General features: G+C 55.8%; 19 protein-coding genes and 1 pseudogene. 4 read left to right on the plus strand and 16 right to left on the minus strand.

The features are described from left to right. Positions 1-112 precede the first annotated feature (112 nt). From QN370_RS19100 to QN370_RS19125, 6 genes are all read right to left on the minus strand, one after another. On the minus strand, positions 113-439 hold the full coding sequence (locus QN370_RS19100) for a hypothetical protein (protein ID WP_322127335.1): 327 nt from the start codon (positions 437-439) through the stop codon (positions 113-115). Positions 440-618: 179 nt separating this feature from the next. After that, positions 619-1,026 (minus strand): hypothetical protein, encoded by a 408-nt coding sequence (locus tag QN370_RS19105; protein WP_322127334.1) that lies wholly within the window; start codon positions 1,024-1,026, stop codon positions 619-621. Continuing rightward, entirely contained in the window at positions 1,023-1,373 is a 351-nt protein-coding gene (locus tag QN370_RS19110) for a hypothetical protein (RefSeq protein ID WP_322127333.1), read from the minus strand. Before QN370_RS19110 ends, QN370_RS19105 begins: the two co-directional genes overlap by 4 nt. A 218-nt stretch (positions 1,374-1,591) precedes the next feature. Next, the gene (locus tag QN370_RS19115) at positions 1,592-2,023 is read right to left on the minus strand and encodes a hypothetical protein (protein WP_322127332.1); all 432 of its coding nucleotides are present in this window, start codon (positions 2,021-2,023) and stop codon (positions 1,592-1,594) included. Beyond that, the gene (locus QN370_RS19120; RefSeq protein ID WP_322127331.1) at positions 2,024-6,652 is read right to left on the minus strand and encodes an RHS repeat-associated core domain-containing protein; all 4,629 of its coding nucleotides are present in this window, start codon (positions 6,650-6,652) and stop codon (positions 2,024-2,026) included. It abuts the gene before it with no gap. An 11-nt stretch (positions 6,653-6,663) separates the two neighbouring features. Further along, positions 6,664-7,905, minus strand: coding sequence for an OmpA family protein (locus QN370_RS19125; protein WP_322127330.1), 1,242 nt, complete (start codon positions 7,903-7,905; stop codon positions 6,664-6,666). Between the two features lie 459 nt (positions 7,906-8,364). Between QN370_RS19125 and QN370_RS19130 the strand changes: the two genes are divergently transcribed. Further along, on the plus strand, positions 8,365-9,636 hold the full coding sequence (locus QN370_RS19130; protein WP_322127329.1) for a voltage-gated chloride channel family protein: 1,272 nt from the start codon (positions 8,365-8,367) through the stop codon (positions 9,634-9,636). A gap of 37 nt (positions 9,637-9,673) precedes the next feature. On the opposite strand, the gene QN370_RS19135 is transcribed toward QN370_RS19130, so the two are convergent. Beyond that, positions 9,674-10,681: a site-specific integrase gene (locus QN370_RS19135; RefSeq protein ID WP_322127328.1), complete on the minus strand. Its 1,008-nt coding sequence runs from the start codon at positions 10,679-10,681 to the stop codon at positions 9,674-9,676. Positions 10,682-11,018: 337 nt separating this feature from the next. Between QN370_RS19135 and QN370_RS19140 the strand changes: the two genes are divergently transcribed. Beyond that, entirely contained in the window at positions 11,019-13,874 is a 2,856-nt protein-coding gene (locus QN370_RS19140; RefSeq protein ID WP_322127327.1) for a PAS domain S-box protein, read from the plus strand. 32 nt (positions 13,875-13,906) lie between these two features. On the opposite strand, the gene QN370_RS19145 is transcribed toward QN370_RS19140, so the two are convergent. Further along, complete coding sequence (locus QN370_RS19145) at positions 13,907-14,053, minus strand: hypothetical protein (protein ID WP_322127326.1); 147 nt, start codon at positions 14,051-14,053, stop codon at positions 13,907-13,909. A gap of 207 nt (positions 14,054-14,260) precedes the next feature. Here QN370_RS19145 and QN370_RS19150 point away from each other — a divergent pair, with 207 nt between their 5' ends. After that, positions 14,261-15,346 (plus strand): DNA-binding protein, encoded by a 1,086-nt coding sequence (locus tag QN370_RS19150; RefSeq protein WP_322127325.1) that lies wholly within the window; start codon positions 14,261-14,263, stop codon positions 15,344-15,346. A 171-nt stretch (positions 15,347-15,517) separates the two neighbouring features. On the opposite strand, the gene QN370_RS19155 is transcribed toward QN370_RS19150, so the two are convergent. Further along, positions 15,518-16,348, minus strand: coding sequence for an outer membrane protein (locus tag QN370_RS19155; protein ID WP_322127324.1), 831 nt, complete (start codon positions 16,346-16,348; stop codon positions 15,518-15,520). A gap of 328 nt (positions 16,349-16,676) precedes the next feature. Continuing rightward, positions 16,677-18,215, minus strand: a complete 1,539-nt coding sequence (locus tag QN370_RS19160; RefSeq protein WP_322127323.1) for an FAD-binding domain-containing protein — start codon at positions 18,213-18,215, stop codon at positions 16,677-16,679. 257 nt (positions 18,216-18,472) lie between these two features. Between QN370_RS19160 and arsB the strand changes: the two genes are divergently transcribed. Continuing rightward, a complete protein-coding gene (arsB, locus tag QN370_RS19165; protein WP_322127322.1) occupies positions 18,473-19,549 on the plus strand; it encodes an ACR3 family arsenite efflux transporter in 1,077 nt (358 codons plus the stop codon). A 181-nt stretch (positions 19,550-19,730) separates the two neighbouring features. Here arsB and QN370_RS19170 read toward each other — a convergent pair whose 3' ends face one another. From QN370_RS19170 to QN370_RS19195, 6 genes and pseudogenes are all read right to left on the minus strand, one after another. Further along, the gene (locus QN370_RS19170; protein WP_322127321.1) at positions 19,731-19,910 is read right to left on the minus strand and encodes a hypothetical protein; all 180 of its coding nucleotides are present in this window, start codon (positions 19,908-19,910) and stop codon (positions 19,731-19,733) included. A gap of 49 nt (positions 19,911-19,959) precedes the next feature. Continuing rightward, positions 19,960-20,538 carry a type II secretion system protein gene (locus QN370_RS19175; protein ID WP_323581791.1) on the minus strand — a complete coding sequence of 193 codons (579 nt, stop codon included), beginning with the start codon at positions 20,536-20,538 and terminating at the stop codon, positions 19,960-19,962. Further along, the gene (locus QN370_RS19180) at positions 20,525-20,902 is read right to left on the minus strand and encodes a type II secretion system protein (RefSeq protein ID WP_322127319.1); all 378 of its coding nucleotides are present in this window, start codon (positions 20,900-20,902) and stop codon (positions 20,525-20,527) included. Before QN370_RS19180 ends, QN370_RS19175 begins: the two co-directional genes overlap by 14 nt. Further along, positions 20,902-21,396 carry a type II secretion system protein gene (locus tag QN370_RS19185; RefSeq protein ID WP_322127318.1) on the minus strand — a complete coding sequence of 165 codons (495 nt, stop codon included), beginning with the start codon at positions 21,394-21,396 and terminating at the stop codon, positions 20,902-20,904. The genes QN370_RS19180 and QN370_RS19185 overlap by 1 nt, the downstream gene beginning before the upstream one ends. Continuing rightward, positions 21,393-23,537, minus strand: coding sequence for a secretin N-terminal domain-containing protein (locus tag QN370_RS19190; RefSeq protein WP_322127317.1), 2,145 nt, complete (start codon positions 23,535-23,537; stop codon positions 21,393-21,395). Before QN370_RS19190 ends, QN370_RS19185 begins: the two co-directional genes overlap by 4 nt. A gap of 26 nt (positions 23,538-23,563) precedes the next feature. Further along, a pseudogene (locus tag QN370_RS19195) lies at positions 23,564-23,795 on the minus strand (hypothetical protein); the annotation flags it as partial.

Here is a 23,795-nt window from a genome sequence, read left to right on the forward strand (position 1 = left end):
GCGATTCTATGCGGTCCCTGCTCAAATGATTCGCTCTTCAACCTGAAAAAGGCTTGCTTTTGAACAGAGTATCTACGTACCGTTGTCATAATCCGTCTTTTGAAACCGATTATCATTGCATCTTTTCATGCCTTAACAAGATAAAACCACTGACCTTTTGATCTATTTTTCTTTTTAAATCCACCGATCGCAATGTATCGTTTATATAGAGTAAAATCGGGTATTCAGAATATGATATTTCTACAGGTTCATTATCGTATGGGTCTACGTTCCGTTTCAAAATAAAATGTTCGTTAATGGATTTTCCACTTCGGAAATAATCCCCTTCGTGGTAGGAGCTATCATGAGCCTCAAACTTAATATTAAACGCAGACTCCAGAGAATTCTTTGCCTCGTCGATATCATTAGATAAAAATCCATACAATTCATAGATTGCCATATTTTCATTTCCTTTAATTAGGTAAGATAATACTTGGCGCTCTCTGAATGGCGGTAGTCGGAATGTCGTAAATCATACAATTGACATCACTTTCTATCTGCTGACTGAGTGAGTTTGATAAGTCCTTCAATCCTAACAATCGCTAGTCTCATACTGAACGTACGCACTGTCCTAACAGTTTATGGGGATGATTTTGTGGCACTAATTCCGTTTGCCGTTAAAGCAGTTGCTAATTCATCGGAATAATCAAAATATCCTCTTGCGTTAATATTTTTTTCGATAAGGATATTACTCCAAAATCTGACTAAACTTTTACTGAAATCCGGAATGGAAAGCTTTGTTTCGGCCGAGCATTCTAAAGTGTAGGCATCACAAATTTCACCCTTAGGTATTCCAAATAAAATAAACGTCATTCCCGAACTATCGTCTTTTGCAACAAACGCTGGAACTTCTTCAAAACGTCCAGTCTCTTCGAGCTCAAAAGTAAATCGGCCGATTATTGCGCTCAGTTTTCGTGCCATCTCCTCTAACGGTAGAGTACTTGATACTTCCACTACAGCTAGTATACTTTTCGTTGAAACTGTCATTTCTTCCCACTTTGCAAAAAATAATATTGTGAGCCCGATTTTTTATCTATTTCAGCCGTACTGTAGACCCTAAACGAAGGAACTTCTGCTTTCATTCCACTGAGAATTGGATTGCTTTGCATGGCATTCCCAAATTCTTTGAAAGTACCTTTTAATGATTCATCCAACTTAGTTATATCCTTAAAGAAAGTCCTTTTGTAAAACTTAGCTGCCAATACATCACTAACGACGAAGAAATCCGCGTCGTAGCCTTGCAGACCGGTGTACGGCATACCGTTTTTCGTTGCGACGGTCCCATCAAATGCAACTCGTTCGCCATTAATTCCCAATTTTTTATGATTCTTCAAACCACTAACAAGGCTTCCTCTAAACCCAATACGCGCATTAGGGTCAAGTTTTAATATTCTTTCAATCGCTAACTGTGCTGCATCAGCGATTGTTTGTACTATCTGTGCACGAGAAGTATCTCCTCGTACTACGAGGCTATCCTTGAATGACAGAGATGTCTTATCAACTCTACTCGTTGAAAGCGGTGCAATGCCCTCCGGTTATTGCACCCTACGCGCTAGTCGACTTCATCCTCGTCACGCTCGGCCTTGTATCGTGTCGAATCGTCTTCCGCGATCCGTAACCATTCTATAAAATTTGCTACGGAGTATCTGTCTAACCATTCAACTTTTTTGGGATTTGAATAATCATGAAAGTATATTTTTGGATCGCCATTTTTATCATCACCATCAAAGCATGCAAGAATAACGTAGCCATCATTATAAGAGCCACTTTGGTCGTCAATAATAGCAAATGGAACTAGCGGTTTATCTGGGTATTTTTGAAGCATCGCTCCATAGTAATTCAATGATCGTGGCTTATCGAAACACAGGAATTTCCAAGGTTCTAAGTCCGGAATCTCACATCCTTGCACTAGCTGAAAATAGCTTTTTGGAAAATTAAAATTTAGAGGAAGAATGGATGGATCGTAAAAAAATATTTTATCCATTTATGGCTTTCCTTTTATATTTGGCAACTGGAGAGAGCCGTAGGGATTTATTACCCCAAAATTTTTTGATTGGCTGTTGATACGTGCGACAATAGCTTCGCCCCAACTACTGTACTTATTCCATCCACGAGCGTTTTGCATTTCCGGCGTTAGTTTTTCATTAAATTCTCGGACTTTAGCTTGAACGTCAATACCTGCTTCCCTAGCAGCGGCAATTCGAGTGTTATCCATACTGGTTAATTTACCATCAGGCATACGCACCACATCCACGGGATCACCTTTCCACCCATTTAATTTCATACTTGCTACAAGGTCATCGTATGAATACACCTGCCCTGTTATACGATCTTTCTTATTAAATGAAACAGAGTTTTGTGAAAATCGAATTTCATTTGCCGGGAATATTTTAAAACTTGCACTTGCACTTGCACTTGCACTTGCTCCTGATTCCTTTAAAACCTGGCTTAAAAACCCCTGCACCCTCTCAGTCCGCAACGCCTGCGTACTCCCCGCCAACCCAACCCCGGCCCCCATTGCATTGACCAACCCGCCAGCCAGCGTATCCCCAGCTTTTTGCAAATCTGCTTCACATTGCGCGCTAGCAGTTAAGAACGCGGCAGTAACGATATCCTTGATGGCAATGAGCCCGGCCGTGCCGGAAATCGCGTAACCGGCTGCGACAAGCCCGACATCGACAATTTCACCGGCAATGGGAATGGCTTGCGTACCAGCCCAGATCGTAAATATCCCAGCCGTCGTCGCCAGCGAAGCCGGACTCACCAGTTCCCGCAACTGGTCACCAATCACACCCGGAATCTGTCCACCCGCACGCAGCAACACGTATTGAACCCGTCGCTGCATGTCCCAGTCGGAGATATCCCCGGCCGGTTTCGCCTGCAACCCCAGCGGATCAATATTGGCGACCGGGTTATTCGCCGCAAACGCATACAGATTCAAGCCACCAGCTATGCCACTCGGGTCGGTACTGAGATAACGGCCGCTGTGCGGGTCCAGATAGCGGTGATGGTTGTAGTGCAGGTTCGTCTCGGCATCGTAGTACTGGTTCGAGCCACGCAGGTTGAGCGTCATCAGGACGTTGGCGTCCGGTATGAGCTCGCCGAAGCCGGCTACGCTGGAGCGCCAGACCACCTGTTTGCGTTCGTTGACCAGTGCTCGGGGTGCGCCGGTATGGTCGGCGATGAGGGCGAAGACGTCGGTGCGGCCGGCCTGGCCGATGGCGCGGGTGGTGGCGGTCGGGATGCTGGCGAGCGTTTGACCGGCGAGCGCCGCAAGGCCACTGTCCCGGGCTTGTAGCAGGGCGATGGGTCGGCTGCCAGCCTGATCGACTAGCCAGACATATTGGCGGGTGATGCCGATGGGGTTTCTTTTGCCCTCGTCTTTTGCGTTGGCCTGCGCTTCCGCGACCAGTTCGCTGCCGTCGTAAAAGTAGTAAGTGACTTTTTTCTGGTTGCCGCTGTAGCTGACTTTTTTGATGCGCTCGCCGAAGGCGTTGTAGGTGTAGTCGGCGAGCGGCTGGTCGCGCTGGCTGACGCGGATCAGGCGTTGCTGGCTGTCCCACGTGTAGGCGGTGTCGCCGCTGCGGGTGATGCTGCCGGCGGCGTTGTAGTCGACGCGGATGCGCTGGCCGTTTGCCTCGATGGCGGTAAGCCGGTTACTGGCCGGGTCGACCGTGTAGCCGGTGGACACGTTGTCGCGCCGGTCGGTGAGCAGGTTGCCGGTCGGGTCGTAGCGGAAGCTGCGATCGCTGCTGCCCTGCGCGATGGCCGTCATGCGACCCGCTGCGTCGTAATCGTAGCGGGTGCGCTGGAGTCCGGCAGTGGTCGTGGCATCGCGTTGCGTGAGTTGCCCGCCTGGGTTGTGCTGGTGGTTTTCTTCCCAGTAGCCGGTACTGCCGATGCGTGTGATATGACCTGTCTGGTCGAGCTGTCGCTGGTAGCCAACGCCGTTTGCCAGCTGATAATGCTGGTTCGCATAACCATCACCCGTATCGTTGAGACCGTCGAGCAGGACGGTGTGACCGAACAGGTCTTCGCGCGTGATCGCTGCCAGCAAACCGGCTTTTGGATGAACGGCTCCGTGATAGCGGTAATGCAGGATCTGGCCATCGGGCAGGATTTTTTTGCTCAGCTGACCGCGAGCGTCGTAGACGTAGCCGGTCGTGATGCGCTGGCCGTCGATCAGGCGGACGTGGCTGATCAGGCGCGCGGCCTGGTCGTAGCTGAACTGTTCTTCGCCCGCCGGATAGGTGATGCGTACTGGTCGCCCCTGCTTGCCGTAGATGACGCGGGTGTCGCCTTCTGCGGTGAACTGACCGATCAGACGACCGGCGACGTCATGGCGATAACGAATGACCGCCCCCTGCCCAATCGACTTGCTGATCAGCCGGTCGGCAGCATCGTAGGCCAGAACGGTGACACCGCCATCGGGACTGTCGACCCGGACCAGCCGGCCAAAGTCATCGTGCAACTGGCCGGTCTGGTGCTGGCGGGCATCGGTGATGCGGGCCAGGCGGTTGTCCTGTTCGTACTGAAAACGCGTGACAGTGTTGTCCACGGCGAAGACGAGGTCGTGCACGGTATCGGTTTGCAACGTGCCGGTTTTGCGATCGGCATCGACATCAAGCAGCGACAAGTTGGTCTTTTGGGCGAGGCTGCCATCGGGATTAAGCAGGCTGCGCGCCAGCAGTGTGCCTTCAGTATCGCGTTGCAGCTGGATGCGGTTGCCTTGCGGGTCGGACAGGTCGGTGACGCGGCCATCGGCACCGTAGCGCATCGCCAGCCGCTGGCCGGTCGTGCGCACTGCACCGGACAACTGACCGAGTGCGTTGTAACTGAACAATTCACTGATGCCAGCGCGAGTGACGCGGGTGAAATGGCCGGCCAAGTCGTAGTCATACTCCAACGCAATGCCCGTGGCAGTGGCGATTTTTTGCGGTCTGCCGGAAGTGTCGCGCGCGGTGACGCGTGTGACCTGATTGCCTGGCGCAATAATCTCGATCAGAAAATTGCCCCGCTCATCGTAATGAAACTGCGTGATGTCGGAATCGAGCGGGCTGCCCGCAGGACCATTGGCCAGCGGGCCGTCGATCTCGGCCAGCAGACTTCGTCCATTGATACGGATGTAGCGGTAGCGGGTCGTGCGCGTGATCGGTGTCGGCGTGCCGTTGTCCCCGGTGGCCGGTGACCAGCCGCTTTCGGTCAATGTCAACGGTTGCCCGGCCGCGTTATAGGTGATCCGGGTCTGGCTCTCTTTGCCAGCAACGACACCGGGACGGGCAATGAGCGTCGGACCAGCGCCAGCGCCAGCAGCGTATTCGTAGCGCACCTGCCATTGAGCCGGGGCGGCTTTGCCCTCCTGATAGTGTTGCTTGCTGATCGTCAGCGGACGGCCGAGGTCATCGCGTTCGGTGAGGGTGGTGTCGACCGGATTGCCGGATGCATCGAGCCGCGTGAGCGTAACTTCGCGCCCGCGCGTGTCGTAGCCGTAGCGCAGATCGCTGGCATTGCACAGCGCGCAGCCGGGGCCACGGGCTTCGAGCAGCCGGTTCTCGCGGGCGATGTCGGCATGGCGATACGTGGTGACTTGGCCAAGGCTATTGGTCAGCAGCGTGACGCCACCGGGCTGATAGGACAAGGTGACCTTGTCGACGTCACCGGCATGGGTCGACAGGATTGCCTTGCCGTCGGCCTGATAGCCGAAGGTCGCGATGCGCTCAAACGCGGTCGTGCCAGCACTGACGCTAATGCCGGTGAGCAGCGTCGGATGCTGCGGGTCTTCGTAGTGGTACTGGCGCTCGGTCTGGTTTGGCAGACGCACCCGAACCAGATTGGCCAGCAGCACCGACGGTGCGCTATGCGCGCCGGCCGACAAGGTGCTGCCATAGTGGTAATCGAATCGTCCCGCCGGACTGTCAATCGACTGCACGCCGTTGAAGCGCACACCGCTACGTGCGGTCTTGCGGTCAGGATAATTCAGGTGCAATTGCCGGCCCTGGGGATCGGTGACTTGCATCAGCAGACCGGCGTTGTCGTAGATCAGGCTGACGAACTCGCCAGTCGGTGCCGTGATCTGGTCGAGCTTGCGCTGATGGTTGAAGCGCCACACCTGTCCATCGCTGCGTTGCCAGGCGTATTCATCACCGCGTGCGGTGTGCAGTATGGCGATGGTGCCGTTGGCCGGATCTGCGGTGCTGCAGTGCGAGCGGTTCAGCGGGTCACGGTTGAAGATGATCCGGTGGCCGTCGGCTTCGATTAGCTGGAGCGTCGTGCCGATGGCAACGAGTTCGACTTCATACGACAGGCGCCAGCCGCGCCCGACCAGTCCGTTGGGTACGCCGGGATCGCCAAACACGCTGTTGTAATGCCGGACGATTTCGAGGCCGAGCACACCGGGCAAGGCGGCCAGGTCGGTGTCGCGCTGGTACTTGTTGCCGGTGATCAGATTGATCGGATTGCCGGCGCAGGCGTTGCCGGGATTGCCGGCTGTCGGGGCGGTGCATTGCGCTTTGCTTTGAGGCAGGGAGCTCTGGGCATGTGCTGGAAGTGCGGTCATCACCGAAATGACCAGCAGGAAGCACAGCCGGCGAAGGAAATCGAAAGTCGATGTCATGTTAGTAGTCGTTAGGGATTGAGGGTGACTTCAACCCGGCGGTTTGGTGCCAGACAGGTTTGCTGCGCAGTCCCGCTGGTCCCTGCGCATTGCGCCAGTTGGACTTTCAGGTTGGTAGCGCCGTGTCCGGTCGCACGGACAGGCATTCCGGACAAACCATGGCCGAGCAGGTAATCCCGTATGGTTGCGGCGCGAGCAGTTGACAGCGCGAGGTTGATCTTCTGGCTGCCGATCTGGTCGGTGTAGCCATCGACATTGACCGAGGCAAAGCCGCCCGCGTTGGCTGCAGCAATCAATAGATCGAGTTGTGTCTTGCCGGCTTCCGTTAGTGTTGCTTGTCCGAAGGAAAAGGTGATGTCGCCGGGAACAACGACGGTAAGTGGCACCGGGTCCGGGCACGCCGGACAGACATCGCCAGTGCACAAGCCGCCTGGCTCGGTTGGTCTGGGCGTGTCTGGCGCTGGCAGGTTGCAGGGCGGATTGGCGCAATCCGCCGGGTGTCCGTTGCCAGATGCCGGATTGTCGGGATTGCTGCCCTGCCCGGTGTCACCGGAATTGCCTCCGGAGTTGCCACCGTCACCCGCCCCGGGTACGGAGATATTGTTGTCCTCGATGGCATCCGATTGCATCTGCACCGTCGCCTCGGTCGTGATCGGAATCCGGCCATCGCGCAGCATCGCCGTGCGACGCATATTCGTGCCGTCGTCCTGCCATGTCAGGTAGCCGGTGTAGAGTGCTCCGACCAGTGGCACTTGCGGCCGGTAACCGGTGGTGATGCGCAGCTTGAGCAGATTGGCATCCTGAATACTCTGGCCGGAGCGCGCTCCGACTGCGGACGAACGGGCTTGCTGGCCACTGTTTGGAATGACGCGCTTGCCGTTACCGACGTGCTGTTGTAACGCAGGCACGTTGAAATCGTCAAAGCTCTCGGTGGTGGGATTGCGCAGTTCGATCTGGCCATGCGCCCGGATATCGGTCAGCGCCCGGTCAGCCGATGCCGCCACCGCTACCTCGCTGGTTCCGCCACCGTAGAGCGGTGCAAGTGCCTTGGCATACGCTTTTTCGATGGTATTCAGACTGGCGTGATCCATGCTGCCGGCGCGGGCCGCCATGAAATTGGCGTGGTTGTAGTGGTTTTTGGCGAAATACAGCATGCCGTACTGGAGCAATGCCAGACCGATCAGCGACAGGATGGGACCGATTACTGCAAATTCGATCAGTGTTGAACCGCGACAGGAAGTCGATATCATCATGGATTGAAGTAGGCGTTGCATCACCAGACACAGGATGTGTTGATGGGTGATGGAAGTAACACTCAGTTGTTGACACTCAGTTGTTGAATGCTACCGGGGTCGCTGTGAATACGACATCCTGATCCCAGAATTCACCGGGCGATGTGGCAAGACGAACAACACTACGATCGTGATGCCAAATTTGGTAGCTCTGCGGCGGTCAAGCGTTTTACGAATTGAAGAACAATGACGGGATTGCCGACCACAAAACCTGTCCACGTCATGACCGGGCAGCCATCATCCCGCTGCCTTCCCTCTTTTTCTGCGGGGTTCCTTCGGGGTTACTTCGGGGTTCCTTGTTACAATCGCGCTCGGCGGCATGCCGGTGTGGTGGCATTTTTCTCGCGGCAATAGCACGCAGTCACCTCTCGTTCTATAGCCCGATCTGGTGAACCAAGACACACGCACAACAGGACCTGCATGAAATTTTTGGGACGTTTGGCATTGATTGACCTGCTGCGCTACGTCGGCAAGTGGTTATTGCTCGCTTGCGGCGTCGCCGTTTTGGCCGGTTCCGCGTCGGCGCTTTTTTTGTTCCTGATGCAGTGGGCGACCACGACACGCGTCACCCATCGCTGGTTGATCTGGTTCTTGCCGGTGGCCGGTTTTGTGGTGGGCTGGCTCTATCTGCGTGTTGGCCAGAGCGTCGAAGCGGGTAACAACTTGCTGATCGATGAAATCCACGATCCCCGCAACATTATCCCGTTGCGGATGGTGCCTCTGGTGCTCGGCGGGACCGTGGTATCCCATCTGTTTGGTGCCTCCGTGGGCCGCGAAGGGACTGCCGTGCAAATGGGCGGCGCACTGGCCGATCAATTGACACGCGTGTTCAGGTTGCAGCCGGAAGACCGTCGCATCATCCTGATGGCAGGTATCAGCGCCGGCTTTGCGTCGGTGTTCGGCACGCCATTGGCCGGTGCACTTTTCGGCCTGGAAGTGCTGGCCATCGGCCGCCTGCGCTATGACGCGTTGCTGCCATGCGTCGTTGCGGCAATTGTCGCGGATCAGGTTTGCATGCTGCTCGGAACCACCCATCTCCATTACCTGATCCCGTTTGTGCCGGCCGTGACGGCGTGGACGCTGTCCACAGTAGTTATTGCCGGGGCGCTGTTCGGACTGACCGGCATGCTCTTCGCCGAGGCGACCCATACGCTCGGCAAGGGGATGAAAAAATGGTTCCGTTACGCGCCAGTGCGTCCTTTCGTCGGCGGACTCGTCATCGCAACCGCCGCCTGGTTTCTTGGCGGTGACCGCTATATCGGACTGGGGCTGCCGACCATCATGGCTGCCTTCGAGCAACCACTGCCGGCCTATGATTTTCTGGCCAAAATGGCTTTCACTGTCGTTTCACTGGGCAGTGGCTTCAAAGGCGGCGAAGTGACGCCGCTGTTTTATATCGGTGCCACCTTGGGCAACGCGCTGGCACCGTTGCTCCATTTGCCAGTACCGCTCCTGGCGGGCATCGGCCTGGTAGCGGTGTTCGCCGGTGCGGCCAATACGCCGGTGGCATCAACGCTGATGGCGATCGAACTGTTCGGTGCAGAGGTGGGTGTGTATGCGGTACTGGCCTGTGTGGTCAGTTATCTGTTTTCCGGGGAGGCCGGCATCTATCGGTCGCAGCGCATGGGTGACGGCAAGCGGCGCAAGGCCCCGAAAGTCGAGTGCCAGACTTCCGACAAAGAACCGCAATGACAAGCTGCTGAACAGGCGCTGTGCCGATGCCTTCCCGTTAGCGCTTCTTGCGTAACAGTGATCCCGCCGCATTGCTCTCGAAGCGCCCCGCTTCTTCGATATAACCCTGCACCGTGCCATCGTGGAGCCAGCCGCCCTGCCGCTTGATGTCCTGAAAATCGGCTCCGGCGCGATGGGCGCTGGTCGCCATGCCGCGTCGCAGGCTGTGACTACTGAACTCATGGCCTGCCGCGAGGCCGGCCAGTGTCGCGCACTGCGCCAGAATAGTATTGACACTGCCGGCATGCAACGCGCCTGCACCAAGCGTCTGCCATTTGCTGACAGGACGAAATAGCGGTCCGGTGGTAATGCCGGCGCGCGTGAGCCAGTCGCGCAACGCGCTGACCGGGCAACACAGTTCCTCGCCAAAAGGAATGGCCTTGATGATGCCCTCGCCTTGCTGGTCGGTCTTCGAGCGCGCCAGCGTAATCACCAGCCCTTCCGTTTCCCAAGCCAGATCCTCGACCCGCAAGCTGACCAGTTCGCTACGGCGGTACCCGCCGAAAAATCCCAGTTGCAGCAACGCGCTGTCGCGTCGTGCTGTTAGCGATGGCAAGCTGGCCAGATGCGTGACGATGCGTTCCAGTCCCTCTAGCGACAGAGCTTTGGCTTTCTGCTTTGGTTTGCCATGCAGGCGGCCGATGCCGGTCAGCGTCTTGCGTACCGTTGGCGTCGATGCGGCATCCGGAAAACCCTGATGCCGGTGCCACTGCGATAACGCCGTCATTTTCAAGGCCAGTGTGCGGGGGTTAAGGCTGTCGGCGTGGGCCAGCAGGTAGCGGATCACAACGGACTCATCGGCCGGCAATACACCGCCCCACAACAGGAAATGCCGGATCGCTGCGCGGTAAGTGCGCCGTGTGTTGTCCGAGGTGGCCGCCGCGAGGAAAACACGATGGCGTGCGGCTAACTCCGCCTCCACCTCCACCGTCCCGACCTGGCGCGACAATGCAAGCACATCGGTTTGCTCAACACCAGGGTTGGTAACGGGAATTACGTCAGACATGGATCAGCAACCTCGATGCCGCGAAAATGCGAATGAAAAAAATGGTGGACAAGTAATTTTTGGACTAACGCGTTGGTCTGTTGTCTTGCTACGGGCCAGCAGCAGCGCCACCGTTAATGCAATCAGATTACGAGACGCCATTGTAAGTTACTCGGCTTAGTTTGAACGTCCCCCCGAATCGAAGTTACGTCCGGCGCAGGCGCGCTCAAGCGGCTCAGCAGTGACCGGCCGTAGCACTCAAAAAAGAATTGCGTATCGCCCCGACACGAACCATTCTTCTCGACACGATAATGCGTTCGAGCACGCAAACCGATGACCAGCCACCATCTCAAAAATCATGACTAAGCGCTTGCATCCGTCAAGGCTGGCATCGCGCTATTCCCGCAGCCTGATCGAAGCCAGTCTGGACCCGCTGGTCACCATCAGTGCCGAAGGCAAGATCACGGACGTCAATACCGCCACCGAACAGGTCACCGGACTGATGCGAACTGAGCTGGTAGGCAGCGATTTCACTGACTACTTTACCGATCCGGTGCAGGCCCGCGAAGGTTATCAGCAAGTCTTTGCCGAGGGCTTTGTCACCGACTACCCGCTGGCAATTCGTCACCGCAGCGGCAAGATCACCGACGTGCTCTACAACGCCAGCGTTTATCGCGATGAGGCGGGTCAGGTGCTGGGGGTCTTTGCGGCAGCACGGGATGTGACCGAGCGCAAGAAAGCAGAGGAGTTGCTCAAACGCGCTTCCCAGTATTCGCGCAGCCTGATCGAAGCCAGTCTGGACCCGCTGGTGACGATCAGTGCCGAAGGCAAGATCACTGATGTCAACACTGCCACCGAACAGGTCACCGGACTAATACGGACTGAACTGGTAGGTAGCGATTTCACCGATTACTTTACCGATCCGGTGCAGGCCCGTGAAGGTTACCAGCAAGTCTTTGCCGAAGGCTTTGTGACCGACTATCCGCTGGCAATTCGTCACCGCAGCGGCCAGATCACCGACGTGCTCTACAACGCCAGCGTTTATCGCGATGATGCGGGTCAGGTGCTGGGGATCTTTGCGGCAGCGCGGGATGTGACCGAGCGCAAGAAAGCAGAGGAGTTGCTCAAACGTGCTTCCCAGTATTCTCGCAGCCTGATCGAAGCCAGCCTGGATCCACTGGTGACCATCAGTGCCGAAGGGAAGATTACTGACGTCAATACCGCCACCGAACAGGTCACCGGACTGATGCGCACGGAACTGGTGGGGAGCGACTTTACTGACTACTTTACCGATCCGGTGCAGGCCCGCGAAGGTTATCAGCAAGTCTTTGCCAAGGGCTTTGTGACCGACTATCCGCTGGCAATCCGTCACCGCAGCGGCAAGATCACCGACGTGCTCTACAACGCCAGCGTTTATCGCGATGATGTGGGCCGCGTGCTGGGGATCTTTGCAGCCGCGCGCGATGTGACCGAGCGCAAGAGAGCAGAAAGCCTGGTGCAAGCGGCCAGCGTATTTACGTATGCACGTGAAGGGATCGTCATTACGAATGCGGACGGCACCATTTTGAACGTCAACGCGGCTTTCACGCGCATCACAGGATATGGTCGGGAGGAAGTCCTGGGCAGGAACACGAATCTGCTCGGTTCGGGGCATCAGGATAAAGATTTTTACGCCGGCATGTGGGCAGATCTGACACAAAAAGGCCATTGGTATGGCGAGGTATTCAACCGTCGCAAGGACGGCGGTGTCTATATCGGCGCGCTGAACATCGCGTCAGTGCTCGGCCTTGACGGAAAAACCGAACACTACGTCGGATTTTTCTCCGACATCACGGCCAGCAAGGAACATCAAACGCAGTTGGAGCACATTGCCCATTTTGATGTCTTGACCAACCTGCCCAACCGGTCATTGCTGGCCGACCGTCTGAGGCAAGCGATGGCTCAGGCAACCCGTCGTAGCCAGCTATTGGCCGTGGTCTACATTGAACTCGATGGCTTCAAGGCTGTCAATGACCGCCACGGGCACGATGTGGGGGATCAACTGCTGATCCTGCTGGCCAGTGCCATGAAAAACGCGCTGCGCGAAGGCGACACCCTGGCGCGTATCGGTGGCGACGAATTTGTCGCCGTGCTGGTTGACCAGGAAAGCCCGGAAAGATGCGCACAGGTACTGGCGCGACTCGTAGAAATAGCGGCAGAGACGCATCTCCAGGGCGACCTGGTGCTGCAGGTTTCTGCCAGTCTGGGGGTCACGTTCTACCCTCAGGCTGACGATATCGATGCCGATCAACTGCTGCGTCAGGCTGATCAAACCATGTATCAGGCCAAGCTGGCAGGGAAAAATCGCTACCATATTTTTGATTTTGCGCAAGACATCAGTATTCGGGGCCACCACGAAAGTCTGCAGCGCATTCGCAAGGCACTGACAAAAAACGAGTTTGTGTTGCATTACCAGCCCAAGGTCAACATGCGTACCGGCGAAGTCATTGGGGTTGAAGCACTAATTCGCTGGCAGCATCCAGAGCGGGGCCTGTTGCCTCCGGCCGCGTTCCTGCCGGTGATCGAAGATGATCCGCTTGCTGTTGAAGTGGGCGAATGGGTCATCAATACCGTGCTGATGCAAATGGAAGGCTGGCGTAAGTCAGGACTCCATGTGCTGGTGAGCGTGAATGTCGGGGCACGTCAATTGCAACTGGTGGACTTTGTCGAGCGTCTGCAAAAAATTCTGGCAAGGCACCCGCTGATCAACCCGAGCTGCCTGGAACTTGAATTGCTGGAGACCAGTGCCTTGTCGGACATGGAACACGTTTCCCGGGTAATCGAACAGTGCGCCGAACTGGGCGTCATGTTTTCTCTGGACGACTTTGGTACCGGCTACTCTTCGTTGACTTACCTCAAACGTCTGCATGTCAAACAGATCAAAATCGACCGAAGCTTTGTGCGGGACATGCTTGAAGACACCGATGACCTGACCATTTTGAAGGTAGTGATCGGGTTAGCTGCCGCCTTCAAGCGCGAAGTCATTGCTGAAGGGGTTGAAACCATGAAACATGGCCTGGCGCTCCTCAAGCTTGGATGTGAACTGGCGCAAGGTTACGGTATTGCCCGACCCATGCCTGCCGAACAAATACTCGATTGGACCGTGACATGGCAATCCGATCCAGCGTGGATTGCGTTGCGGCAGCAAGGGGTGGCAGAAGCCTTTCGGACTTAGCAAGAATCGGCTGCAATAACCATCGCAGTGTCCTAAAACCAATGATCGCTGATCTGCCCCTGCGGCAGCATCTCAGTCACGGCTTGGTGTTCGCCATTCATCAATCGTAAAAGCTCTTTTTCTACCCCCCCGGGGATGAAGGCGAGGTAATTCTGCCCGCTACTGACAGCCGGTTTCATCGCTTCCGGTAACACACCTGTCCGTCATCATTTCCAACATCAATTCCAGCAGCAACGCTACGCAAGACCACAACTCCTTTCAGCTAATAACCTGCGATAAGCAATGTTATCGCGGGTCATATTTAAATGAATTAGTAATAATTTTTATCGTAATAAACACGTAAATTACGTACTATGTAATACATTACTAAATTCACTGGAGTCAACATGGCACGCTTAGGTATCCTGTATTCCGATCTGGCCAACGCCGCTGCCCAGCTGGTCGTAGAGGGCAAGAATCCTACTGTTGATAACGTTCGTGTCGCGCTGGGTAGTACTGGCAGCAAAAGCACGATTGCGCCACTGCTCAAGCGATGGAAGGCCGAGCATCAGAATGCCGTTGTTGATGTCGCACAAGGAATGGGATTGCCAGGGCCGCTGTTGCAGGCGATGAAGGGTATCCACGAAAAGTTGCAAGATGACGTGAAGCAACAACTTGAACAGGCGCGTGACGCGCATCACGTCGCGTTGCTGGCCGCTCACGACGCAACGCAGCAAGCCGAAGACGAAAAACAGGTTTTGCAGGAAAACAAGGTTGCGCTATCGACCGAACTGGATCAGATCAAGGAAAGCCGGTCGCAACTGGATGCTCGCTACCAGGCCATGGCGATTGAACAGGCAACCTTGCAGGCCCGGCAGGAAGGTGCGCAACAGCGCCTCCTTGATCGCGCTGCCGAAGTTGCTGCTTTGAACGGCCAGCTAACGCAGGCACGCGCACAGTTCGACCACTACCTAGACGCAGCGGCCGAACAGCGCACGCAAGAGCGACAGGCTGCCGACCAACGCTGTATGCACCTGGAGCAAGAGCTCGCCGCATCGCGTCAGCAACATCTTCAGCAGCAATCTGTACTCTCGCGCTACGAGACACGCATCGCGCAGTTGCAAAACGAAAATACCCAGCTGAACAGAAATCTGCAGAACGCCGAAAAATCATGGGAAGCGTGCCGGACGGAGCGGGAACTGCTGACTTATCAGGTTGCCGATATGACAGCCGAGCGCCTCCTATTGCTGCAGAAAACAGCGCAAGCCGAAGAAGCAATGACGCAATTACGCATCGCGCTGGCAACGCAAGTTGGACAAACGGACGTGTTGACCGGTCAGCTTGCCAGGAACGATTGCAAGATCGAGGAATTGGACCAGTTACGGCTGAAGCTGATCGAGGAGCGGGCGGGATTGCAGGCGAGGTTGACGCATCTTGAGCAACCGGACCCGACGATACAGGCTGGCGAACAGAATGACCATGTTCAAACTTGATGCATCGCTGTCCGTGCAATAACCGCATCGCAGAAATAACGATGCGGGTAATTATATCTGCCGGGCAGAAAGCTATTTGATCAGTGGGATCATTCGCTCTTCACGTCTGAATGGTAAAACGGAAAGATAAACATCTTTCCGTCGTCATTTCAGGTTGGTGTTAATCGTAAGTTAATACTGATAACTCAGTGATATCTTCGCCAGATTACCTTTGGCACGACTGGCAATGGACTGATCGACTCCAGGCTGATCTCCTGCCGTGAACGTATCCGGTTTTGTCGCATACGAAGTTTTTCCTAAATCGTAATGGGACAGCCCCAGACCCAACGAGATATTTTTTTCGAGCGCGACCTGAATGCCGGCACCAATCATATAACCCGTCATTGTTTTTGCGCTGCTGCCTGACCACACATCGGAGGGTGGATTTCCGGTGTTGGCAATGGTTGCTACGGTGCTCGAACGCACACGGCCAAATGCGAGTCCGCCATCGACATACAGCAGCACGTTACCAACGGCATACCCTGCTTTACCTTTTATCGCCGACAAATAACTCAGGCAGTTTTTACTGCTGACGGTAGACGAATAATCCGGGAATGGCGCTTTGGTCGGGTCGTTCAACAATGAATTGGCGGATGCGCTGCGGTTGCAATTACTTGCCATTAATTCCGCAGCAACGCCATATACCAAGCCGTTTTCTTGCAAGAGATAGTCGGCATGGATCCCGCCAATGGCGATGTTTTTTACTGTCTTGGCATTACCTGTCAACAGCGCCGCCTGATCAGCATTCGCACCTTGTCCGCTAAGCGATTGCTGCGGGTCATTGACGGTGAGCGCCTGATTCGCAGTACGTGTTTGCACGCCCAGATCGACACCCAGGTGGTACCCCGCCCAGGAATGCAAGGGGGTGATTGTGAATGTTTCCAAGCCGGCAGCGTGGGCACTGGCAAAAGACAATAACAACATCGTCAGCAAGACGCTCTTGTCGTTTAATTTGATGGTCATTCTGTTTCTTTCAAAATTAAAATTAAACTGGAATATAAACAACAGCAATTTATTTATATCTGAATAAATTAGGTAACTATTGATTTACTTTGTTTATAGTTTTCTAGCTTAGCAGATATAAAATAATCCTGTTATTTAGGCTCCAGCCTCATTACGAGTACCATTTTTAATATGAAAGGAAACGCACATTAGTCATTAAAAACAATTTTTTACGAGAAATCGGCAATATTACGAGATATTTAAATAATGAATTAGACACAAGCCATTTTCCTAATATTAAATATGCCATTAATAAATCCGACTTAATACATAAACAATAATCAGGAAATCAAAAGCCCAAGGTCAACTGCTCCTTATCATCGGCCATCACACCCGCTGTCTTGCTCCCCGTTTTATCCCTGCCCCGCCGCCGCGAGCCATGTTTTTCGACAATCGCCGCTTGTCCGTCAAGCACTGCCGATTGCGCCCGCAATCCGAACAGTTTCTGTTTGGCCAGACGCGTGGCCTGCTCCAGTTCCACCAGCGGCATCGCAATGTCGTATCCGACAATGACACCGTAACGCGCCTGCAGTTCTGGTGGCATGCGCCACGGTTCGAATAGCCACGCATCGGGCACCTTGCGCATGGCCGGCAGCCAGCGTCGCACAAAATGGCCGTATGGATCATGGTCATGGGCTTGCTTGATCGGGTTATAAATGCGCGGCACATTAATTCCCGTGGTGCCGGATTGCATTTGCAACTGGCTCCAGTGGATGCCTGGTTCATAGTCAAGGAACTGGCGCGCCAGCCACAAGCCAACCGGACGCCAGTGCAACCAGAGCGGATACGCCGCCACCGACACCAGCATTGCGCGCATCCGAAAATTGAGCCAGCCAGTCTGGCGCAGCATTTCGACGCAGGCATCCACCAGCGGCCAGCCGGTCCGACCGGCGACCAGCGCATCGAAATGCTGCTGGTTCCAGTCATCCTCCCGCAAACCGTCATAGCCACGATGCAGATTGCGAAACTCCAGCTCAGGTTCGCTTTCGAGCTTCTGGATGAAATGGCAATGCCAGTACAGCCGGCTGGTGAAGCCGGTCAGCCCTGCCTTGCGCCGGGTCTCTGTCGCGGGCATCGTTGCCAGTTGCTTACGTGTCGCGTGAACGATTTCACGCATGCTGAGCGAACCGAACGCAAGGTACGGCGACAGCCGCGAGCAGGCCGTCGGTGCCGACAGCGGCGAAGAGATACCGCCGCGATACTGACCACTGCGGTCCAGCAAGAAACTTTGCAGCACGGCCACCGCCTGCCGTCGCCCGCCGCGCTGGCGCAGTGGCGAGTCGTGGGGTGCTAGTCCCAGCGCTTCGAAGGATGGCAACACGGCGGGCGGGAGCGGACAGGCAGCAAACTCAAGCAGTGGAATCGGCAGACAGGCTTGCGCCACATGCGCCTCCCAGTGGCGCTGCCATTTATTGCGATCCGACAGGCGCCGTACAACGCCAAACTGGGGACTTTCGTGCCAACCGACCTCATGCGCACGGCACCAGCGGCCAACTGCCAGATCGCGCTGGTAGCTGATGTCATTGCCAGTTTCTTCATGGGCATACAGATCGGTAAAGGGCAATCGACGGTGCAACTCGCCAAGGATTTCGACCACGTCACCAACCGCAACATGCAGGCTACCGCCGCGCCGGGCCAGTGCCGCGTCGAGTTCAAGCAGGCTTTCGAGCAGAAATTGGTAGTGTTGATTGGCGACATCCTGGGCCGCCCACAGGGCTGGCTCGATCACGTACAGACACAGCACCGGTCCACGGGCGGCAGCGAACGTCAGCGCAGCATGATCATGCAGGCGCAAGTCGCGTTTGAACCAGACGATGCGGGTGGTCATGGCTGAAAGAGGGGCAACATCATGTTTTGGATAGATGGAAATAGATGAAAGCACTGTATTTTTGAACAGTCTGACAGGTTTTTCCGAAATCGTTCGCAAGCGGTGTGGGGTCGTCTAAAAACAGTCTTCAAGCAATTGAATGTTTGGAGAACAAAGTATAATTCGACGATTATCGAATTGTCGAATTCATGCTTGTTGGTGCCGACACGTTCAACCCAACAAACGCACCCTATCCTTCAACCAGCTCAGGAAAACCCATGTCCGCACAATGTGAAGTCACCGGCAAACGTGCCGCGCAAGTCCCGATGAGCTTTTTCGAGCGATTTCTCAGTGTCTGGGTCGGATTGTGCATTGTTGTCGGCATCGGGCTTGGCCAATGGCTGCCCGCCGTGTTCAAGACCGTTGGTGCAATGGAAATCGCCAAGGTCAATTTGCCGGTCGGTCTGCTGATCTGGGTCATGGTGATTCCGATGCTGCTCAAGATCGACTTCAGCGCGATGAGTCAGATCCGCGGCCATCTGCGCGGCATCGGCGTGACCCTGTTCATCAACTGGCTGGTCAAACCGTTTTCAATGGCGTTGCTGGGTTACGTGTTCATTCGTGTGCTATTCGCCCCGCTGTTGCCAGCCGACCAGCTCGACAGTTACATCGGCGGCCTGATCCTGCTGGCGGCCGCTCCGTGTACCGCGATGGTGTTTGTCTGGAGCCGGCTGACCGGCGGCGATCCGTATTTCACCCTGTCACAAGTGGCGATGAATGACCTGATCATGGTGTTTGCGTTTGCGCCGCTGGTGGCCTTTTTGCTTGGCGTCTCGAGCATCACGGTACCGTGGGATACGCTGGTCACCTCGGTCGTGCTGTACATCGTCGTGCCGGTCGTGATCGCGCAAGGTTTGCGCAAACTGCTGCTGGCGCGGGGGCAAACCACCTTCGATACCGTCATGGACAAGCTCCAGCCGCTATCGATCGCAGCATTGCTGGCGACGATCGTATTACTGTTCGCGTTTCAGGGAGACGCCATCATCCGCCAGCCACTGGTCATTCTGCTGCTGGCCGTCCCTATCCTGATCCAGGTGCTGTTCACGTCCTCATTGGCGTACTGGCTCAACCGCCAGCTTGGTGAAAAGCATTCCGTGGCCTGCCCGTCGGCACTGATCGGTGCCTCCAATTTTTTTGAGCTGGCGGTGGCAGCGGCGATCAGCATTTTCGGATTTGAATCCGGTGCAGCGCTGGCGACCGTGGTGGGCGTACTGATCGAAGTGCCGGTAATGCTGCTGGTGGTGAAGGTGGTTAATGCCAGCAAGCCTTGGTACGAGGCGGGTCTGAGGAAGTAAGTTGATATCTGGTCTGGCAATGAATACCAATGCCTTTTTCAACAACATGCCGAGCCGCTTGCCGGCAAGCAGTACTGGTATTAATGGCTTCATGACGGATTGGGCATACGCCCGGTGGATGCGTTGGCCGACCGGCAGTTTGGCAAGGCCATGAGCAGCCTGAACCGCCAAAAACTCCAGGTTATCGCTCAAAAATTTTAGCCGCGACATCCTGCATGACAACGTGTTGCGACAGACCCGAGACATGCTCCAGACTGAGGCGATGCTTGAGCTGTTTGAAGGCTTCTTCGATGCGACAGCGCCAGTGGGCCTGCTGTCGCAGATGCACGAAAAAGGTGTCGCGTTCGGCCTGAACGCTCATATGCATACCAGTAAGCAGTAAGCAGTACGACAATGAGAGACGACAAAGGCTATTTACGAAGAGGACCCGAGCGGGGCTTCTGTGTGACAGGCGTTGCCCCTGGACCACCCGGCGCGGCAAAGTCGCCATTCGGCGATAGCAACGGGTTAGCGGCGGGGAGCGGGGAGCGAAAAACCCAGTCTGAGTAACTCTCTTTTCCCAGCAGGGCCTTATCACGTTGAGAAAACCCCGCTACTTTGAAGGGCTTCCCCTGAGACTGGCTATAGACGCCTACGAGCTGCCCCCCCGCCAGCCGTATCTCTCCCCAGGCCTCGCCGCCACCTATGGGATCGGTGTACAGCTTGCGCAAAAAACGCTGCGGTTTGTCCGGCGCGCGCGCGTCTGCCACCAGTTCATCAAGCGTCATCGGAAAGCGCCGGACTGCTGGCGGCGATTGCAGGTAGAAGTTGGTGATGGCCTGCCGGATCTGGTTGCCCACAAACAGCAGTTCGACTTCTTTTTCGCGCTGAGCGGACTGAGTCCAGACTTCTGACGTGACACCCAGGCCTAGGCCAATGATAGCCAATCCGATGAGCAGCCCGATATAAACGAAGCCATCCTGACAAACACCATGCTTACCATTGCGCATAGGAAGATCCATCCGTGCCGGTACCGGTGGCGCTGCTGCTGATGCTGTAGACGGCACCGGCGTTGCCATCGGCCGGAGGAACAATTACCCACGATTCGGCACTCTCGGCAATCGGGTCCCAGGGTAAGGACCGCAAATAGTGTCTGCTCACCAGCTCGTCAAGTTGCTCGGGATAACGGCCAGTATCTGCATGGAACTTGTCCAGTGCATCTCGCGTCGCGTCAAGATTAGCCTTGAGAATAGTTTCCTTGCTGCGGTCTATGGAGCGGAAATAGCGGGGTGCAGCCAATGTCAGTAACAAGCTGACGATGGCCATCACCACGATCAGCTCAATGAGCGTGAAGCCTCTGTGGTTACGTCGCATTACCAATCCTTGTAGGCAATACCGTTCAGTCCGGTCGCATTCGAACGCGAGTACACGTCGAAAACGTCGGCGCCGGGCTGTGGATCGTTGGGGGCACTGGCGTAGCTGCGCAGTCCCCAGTCGCCACCACTGTCGGTGGCAAGCGGGTCGATCAAGGGGTCTTTCGGAATTCTGCGCAGGAAGTAGATTTTCTGATCACGGTTGGGGCTTTTGGCATCTGTCACGCCCGCCACCAGCACATCGAGGCTGGGCGGGTAACCACTTTGATTGGCCGCCACCGCAATGCGACCCTCAAAGCCTGCTTGCTTGTAGTTGTCGAGCGCGGTACGGATTTGCCGCAAAGCGTCACGCAACTCGCGTTCGTTACTGCGGCGTTTGGTCAGTTCCAGCATTGGAAACGCCACCGTCGAAAGCAAGGCCACGATGGTGACGGTCACCAGCATCTCAATGAGCGTGAACCCTCGCCCGCCTGCAGGGATCAGCCTGTGAGTCATCGTGCAGACTCGGGGCCCAGACCCAGCAACGGGATAATGGACGACTGATGCACTGCAACCACCGGTGCTGCTTCAGGTACGGGTGCTGGTCCTGGTCCTATCGAATGGGCCAGTACCAATACTAGCTTTCGATCTGATGCTGACGTTGCCCCTGCTGGTGTTTCTGGTGCTGGTGTTTCTGGTGCTGCGGGTGCTGCTGCCGGTGCTGCTGGTGCTGCCGGTGCTGCTGGTGTCTCTGGTACTGCTGGTGCTGCTGATGTTTCTGGTGTTATTTCTGGTGTTGCTGCTGGTGTTGGCGCTACTGGTACGGCTGTGGTTACTGCCCTTGCCGGCACGGGTGCAGCCACGCGTGCGGTTCCTGCTGCAACGGCAGGAGCGGTCGGTTTGGGAGTAGAAATCTGGCGATTACCAAAGCGCATATTGTTTTCCGTACCTGACCAGAATTCCAGCAGATCGCTGTCCACCTGGCGGTTGTTTCGGATGATGCGCGGGGTAATCGACATGATGATTTCCTTTTTGTTCTTGGTGTCCGTCTGGACACCGAACAAGCGCCCTAAAATCGGGGCGTCGCCGAGGCCTGGAATCTTGTTTGCCGACGCCCGGTCCTGATCCTGAATCAGGCCACCGATGATTTCGGTTTGCCCGTCTTTCAATCGCAAGACGGTGTTCAGACTACGCGTACTGATCATGTAAGCAATGGTCCCGGTCGTGGCGGCCTGAGCGTTCTGGCCGCTGTTGGAACTCACTTCCAGTGCCAGGCGGATAGCGACTTCGCCGTCAGCATAGATGGTGGGCTCGACTTCGATCTTGATGCCCACTTCCACATACTGCACATTGGTGTTGTAGACCGAGCCTGCGCCTGTTGCCGTTGCGGAGCCGGGCACGGCCGCCGTGGAGATGACCGGCAGACGGTCACCCACCAGAAACTTGGCCTTCTCCTTGTTGCGTACGCGAATGCGGGGGGTGGCCAGATCGTTGATGTCCGAATCGGTCTTCTGTGCCTTTACATCAATGGCCAGACCACTGACGTTGACGTCCTGGGCACTCACGCCCCGCAAGGCGCTCAGTGTGGAAGGTGCGATGGAGGCGCTAAAGCTGGTCGGAAGATTAATCCCCAGCCCCAGCAAGCGATCGCGCGAGACCTCCATCACATCCACTTCCAGCATCACTTCAGGTTCAGGCTGGTCCATGGCGACGATCAGCTTTTCGAGCATGCGAATGATCTGGGGCGTGTCGCGCACCACCAGGGCATTGGTCTTTTCATCAATGAAAATATCCTTGGTTTTGGTCATTGACTTGACCATGGCCATGACGTTTTTCGGATCTGCATTGGTAATCGCAAAGCGGCGAATCTTCAGTTCAGCATAGTCGCGCGATTTGGCCTCGGTGTCCGGATAGATCAGGATCGAATTTTCGCCGAGCACGCGCTTTGCGGTCTGTGTCTGCATCAGGATCAGATCGATCGCCTCTTCCATCGGCGTGTCGCGCACGAAGATGGTGACCTTCAGATCGGGCTTCACGTCCTTGTCAAACACCACATTGATCGAAGAGGTCTTGGAAATCGCCTCCATCACCATGCGCAAATTGGCATCGCGAAACTGCAGGGAGACCGGCTTCTTGCTCTTGAAATTCAGGCTGATGCCGTTGAGCGTATTGTTCTGTGCGCTGGCTTCCGTGATCTGGCCGCGTAAAGCCAGTGCGCGGACGTGCTGGGGATTTTCCACCAGTATCCGGCCGATGATGTTGCCGGCCTGCTCCAGGTCGCCTTTACCATAAAGCAAGGCAGCTTCGTCCACCCGCGCCGCTTGCCGGCGCTCCGCGATGATGTCATTGCTGGCCTGGCGCGCCACCAGGTTGCCGCGGTCCAGTGCCAGGACGCGGGTGTAGCGCTGCAGGGCCAGATCCCAGTGCTGTTCGGCGCGCTCCTTGGCGGCATCGTTGAGCAAACGGGCCGTCAACTGGTCACGCTGCAGCAGAAAGTCTTTCTTGAAAGTGGCATTGCCAGGATCGGCTTGTTTGGCCTGATCGAGCTTGCTGAGCCCTTCTTCGAGCTTGCCTTCGCCGATCAGGGAAATGCCTTGCCAGTGCATGCGGTCGGCAGCACAGCCGGCCAGAGCCAGGGTCAATGCGGCAGCCAGCATGCTTCGCGGGAGAAATGAACGTGTGCTCACGGGGAACCAGCGATCGGCAAGGATTGCGAAATGCCCAGGGGCAGATAGATAAATGTCACTTTGTTGGCCTCAATATGCTCAATGCGGTAAGTATTTTCAAGAACGTCACCTTCTGACACGGTGTGCACCCGGGTGCCCCGGGTCAGAATCACGACGTGGGAATCGGCCTGGTCGAATTTGCCCATAAACACATAAGGCAGGGGCGGTGCTGTCGGCGGTGGTGGCGGC

Origin of the sequence: Actimicrobium sp. CCI2.3, from assembly GCF_035019065.1 — a bacterium.
Classification (GTDB): domain Bacteria; phylum Pseudomonadota; class Gammaproteobacteria; order Burkholderiales; family Burkholderiaceae_D; genus Actimicrobium.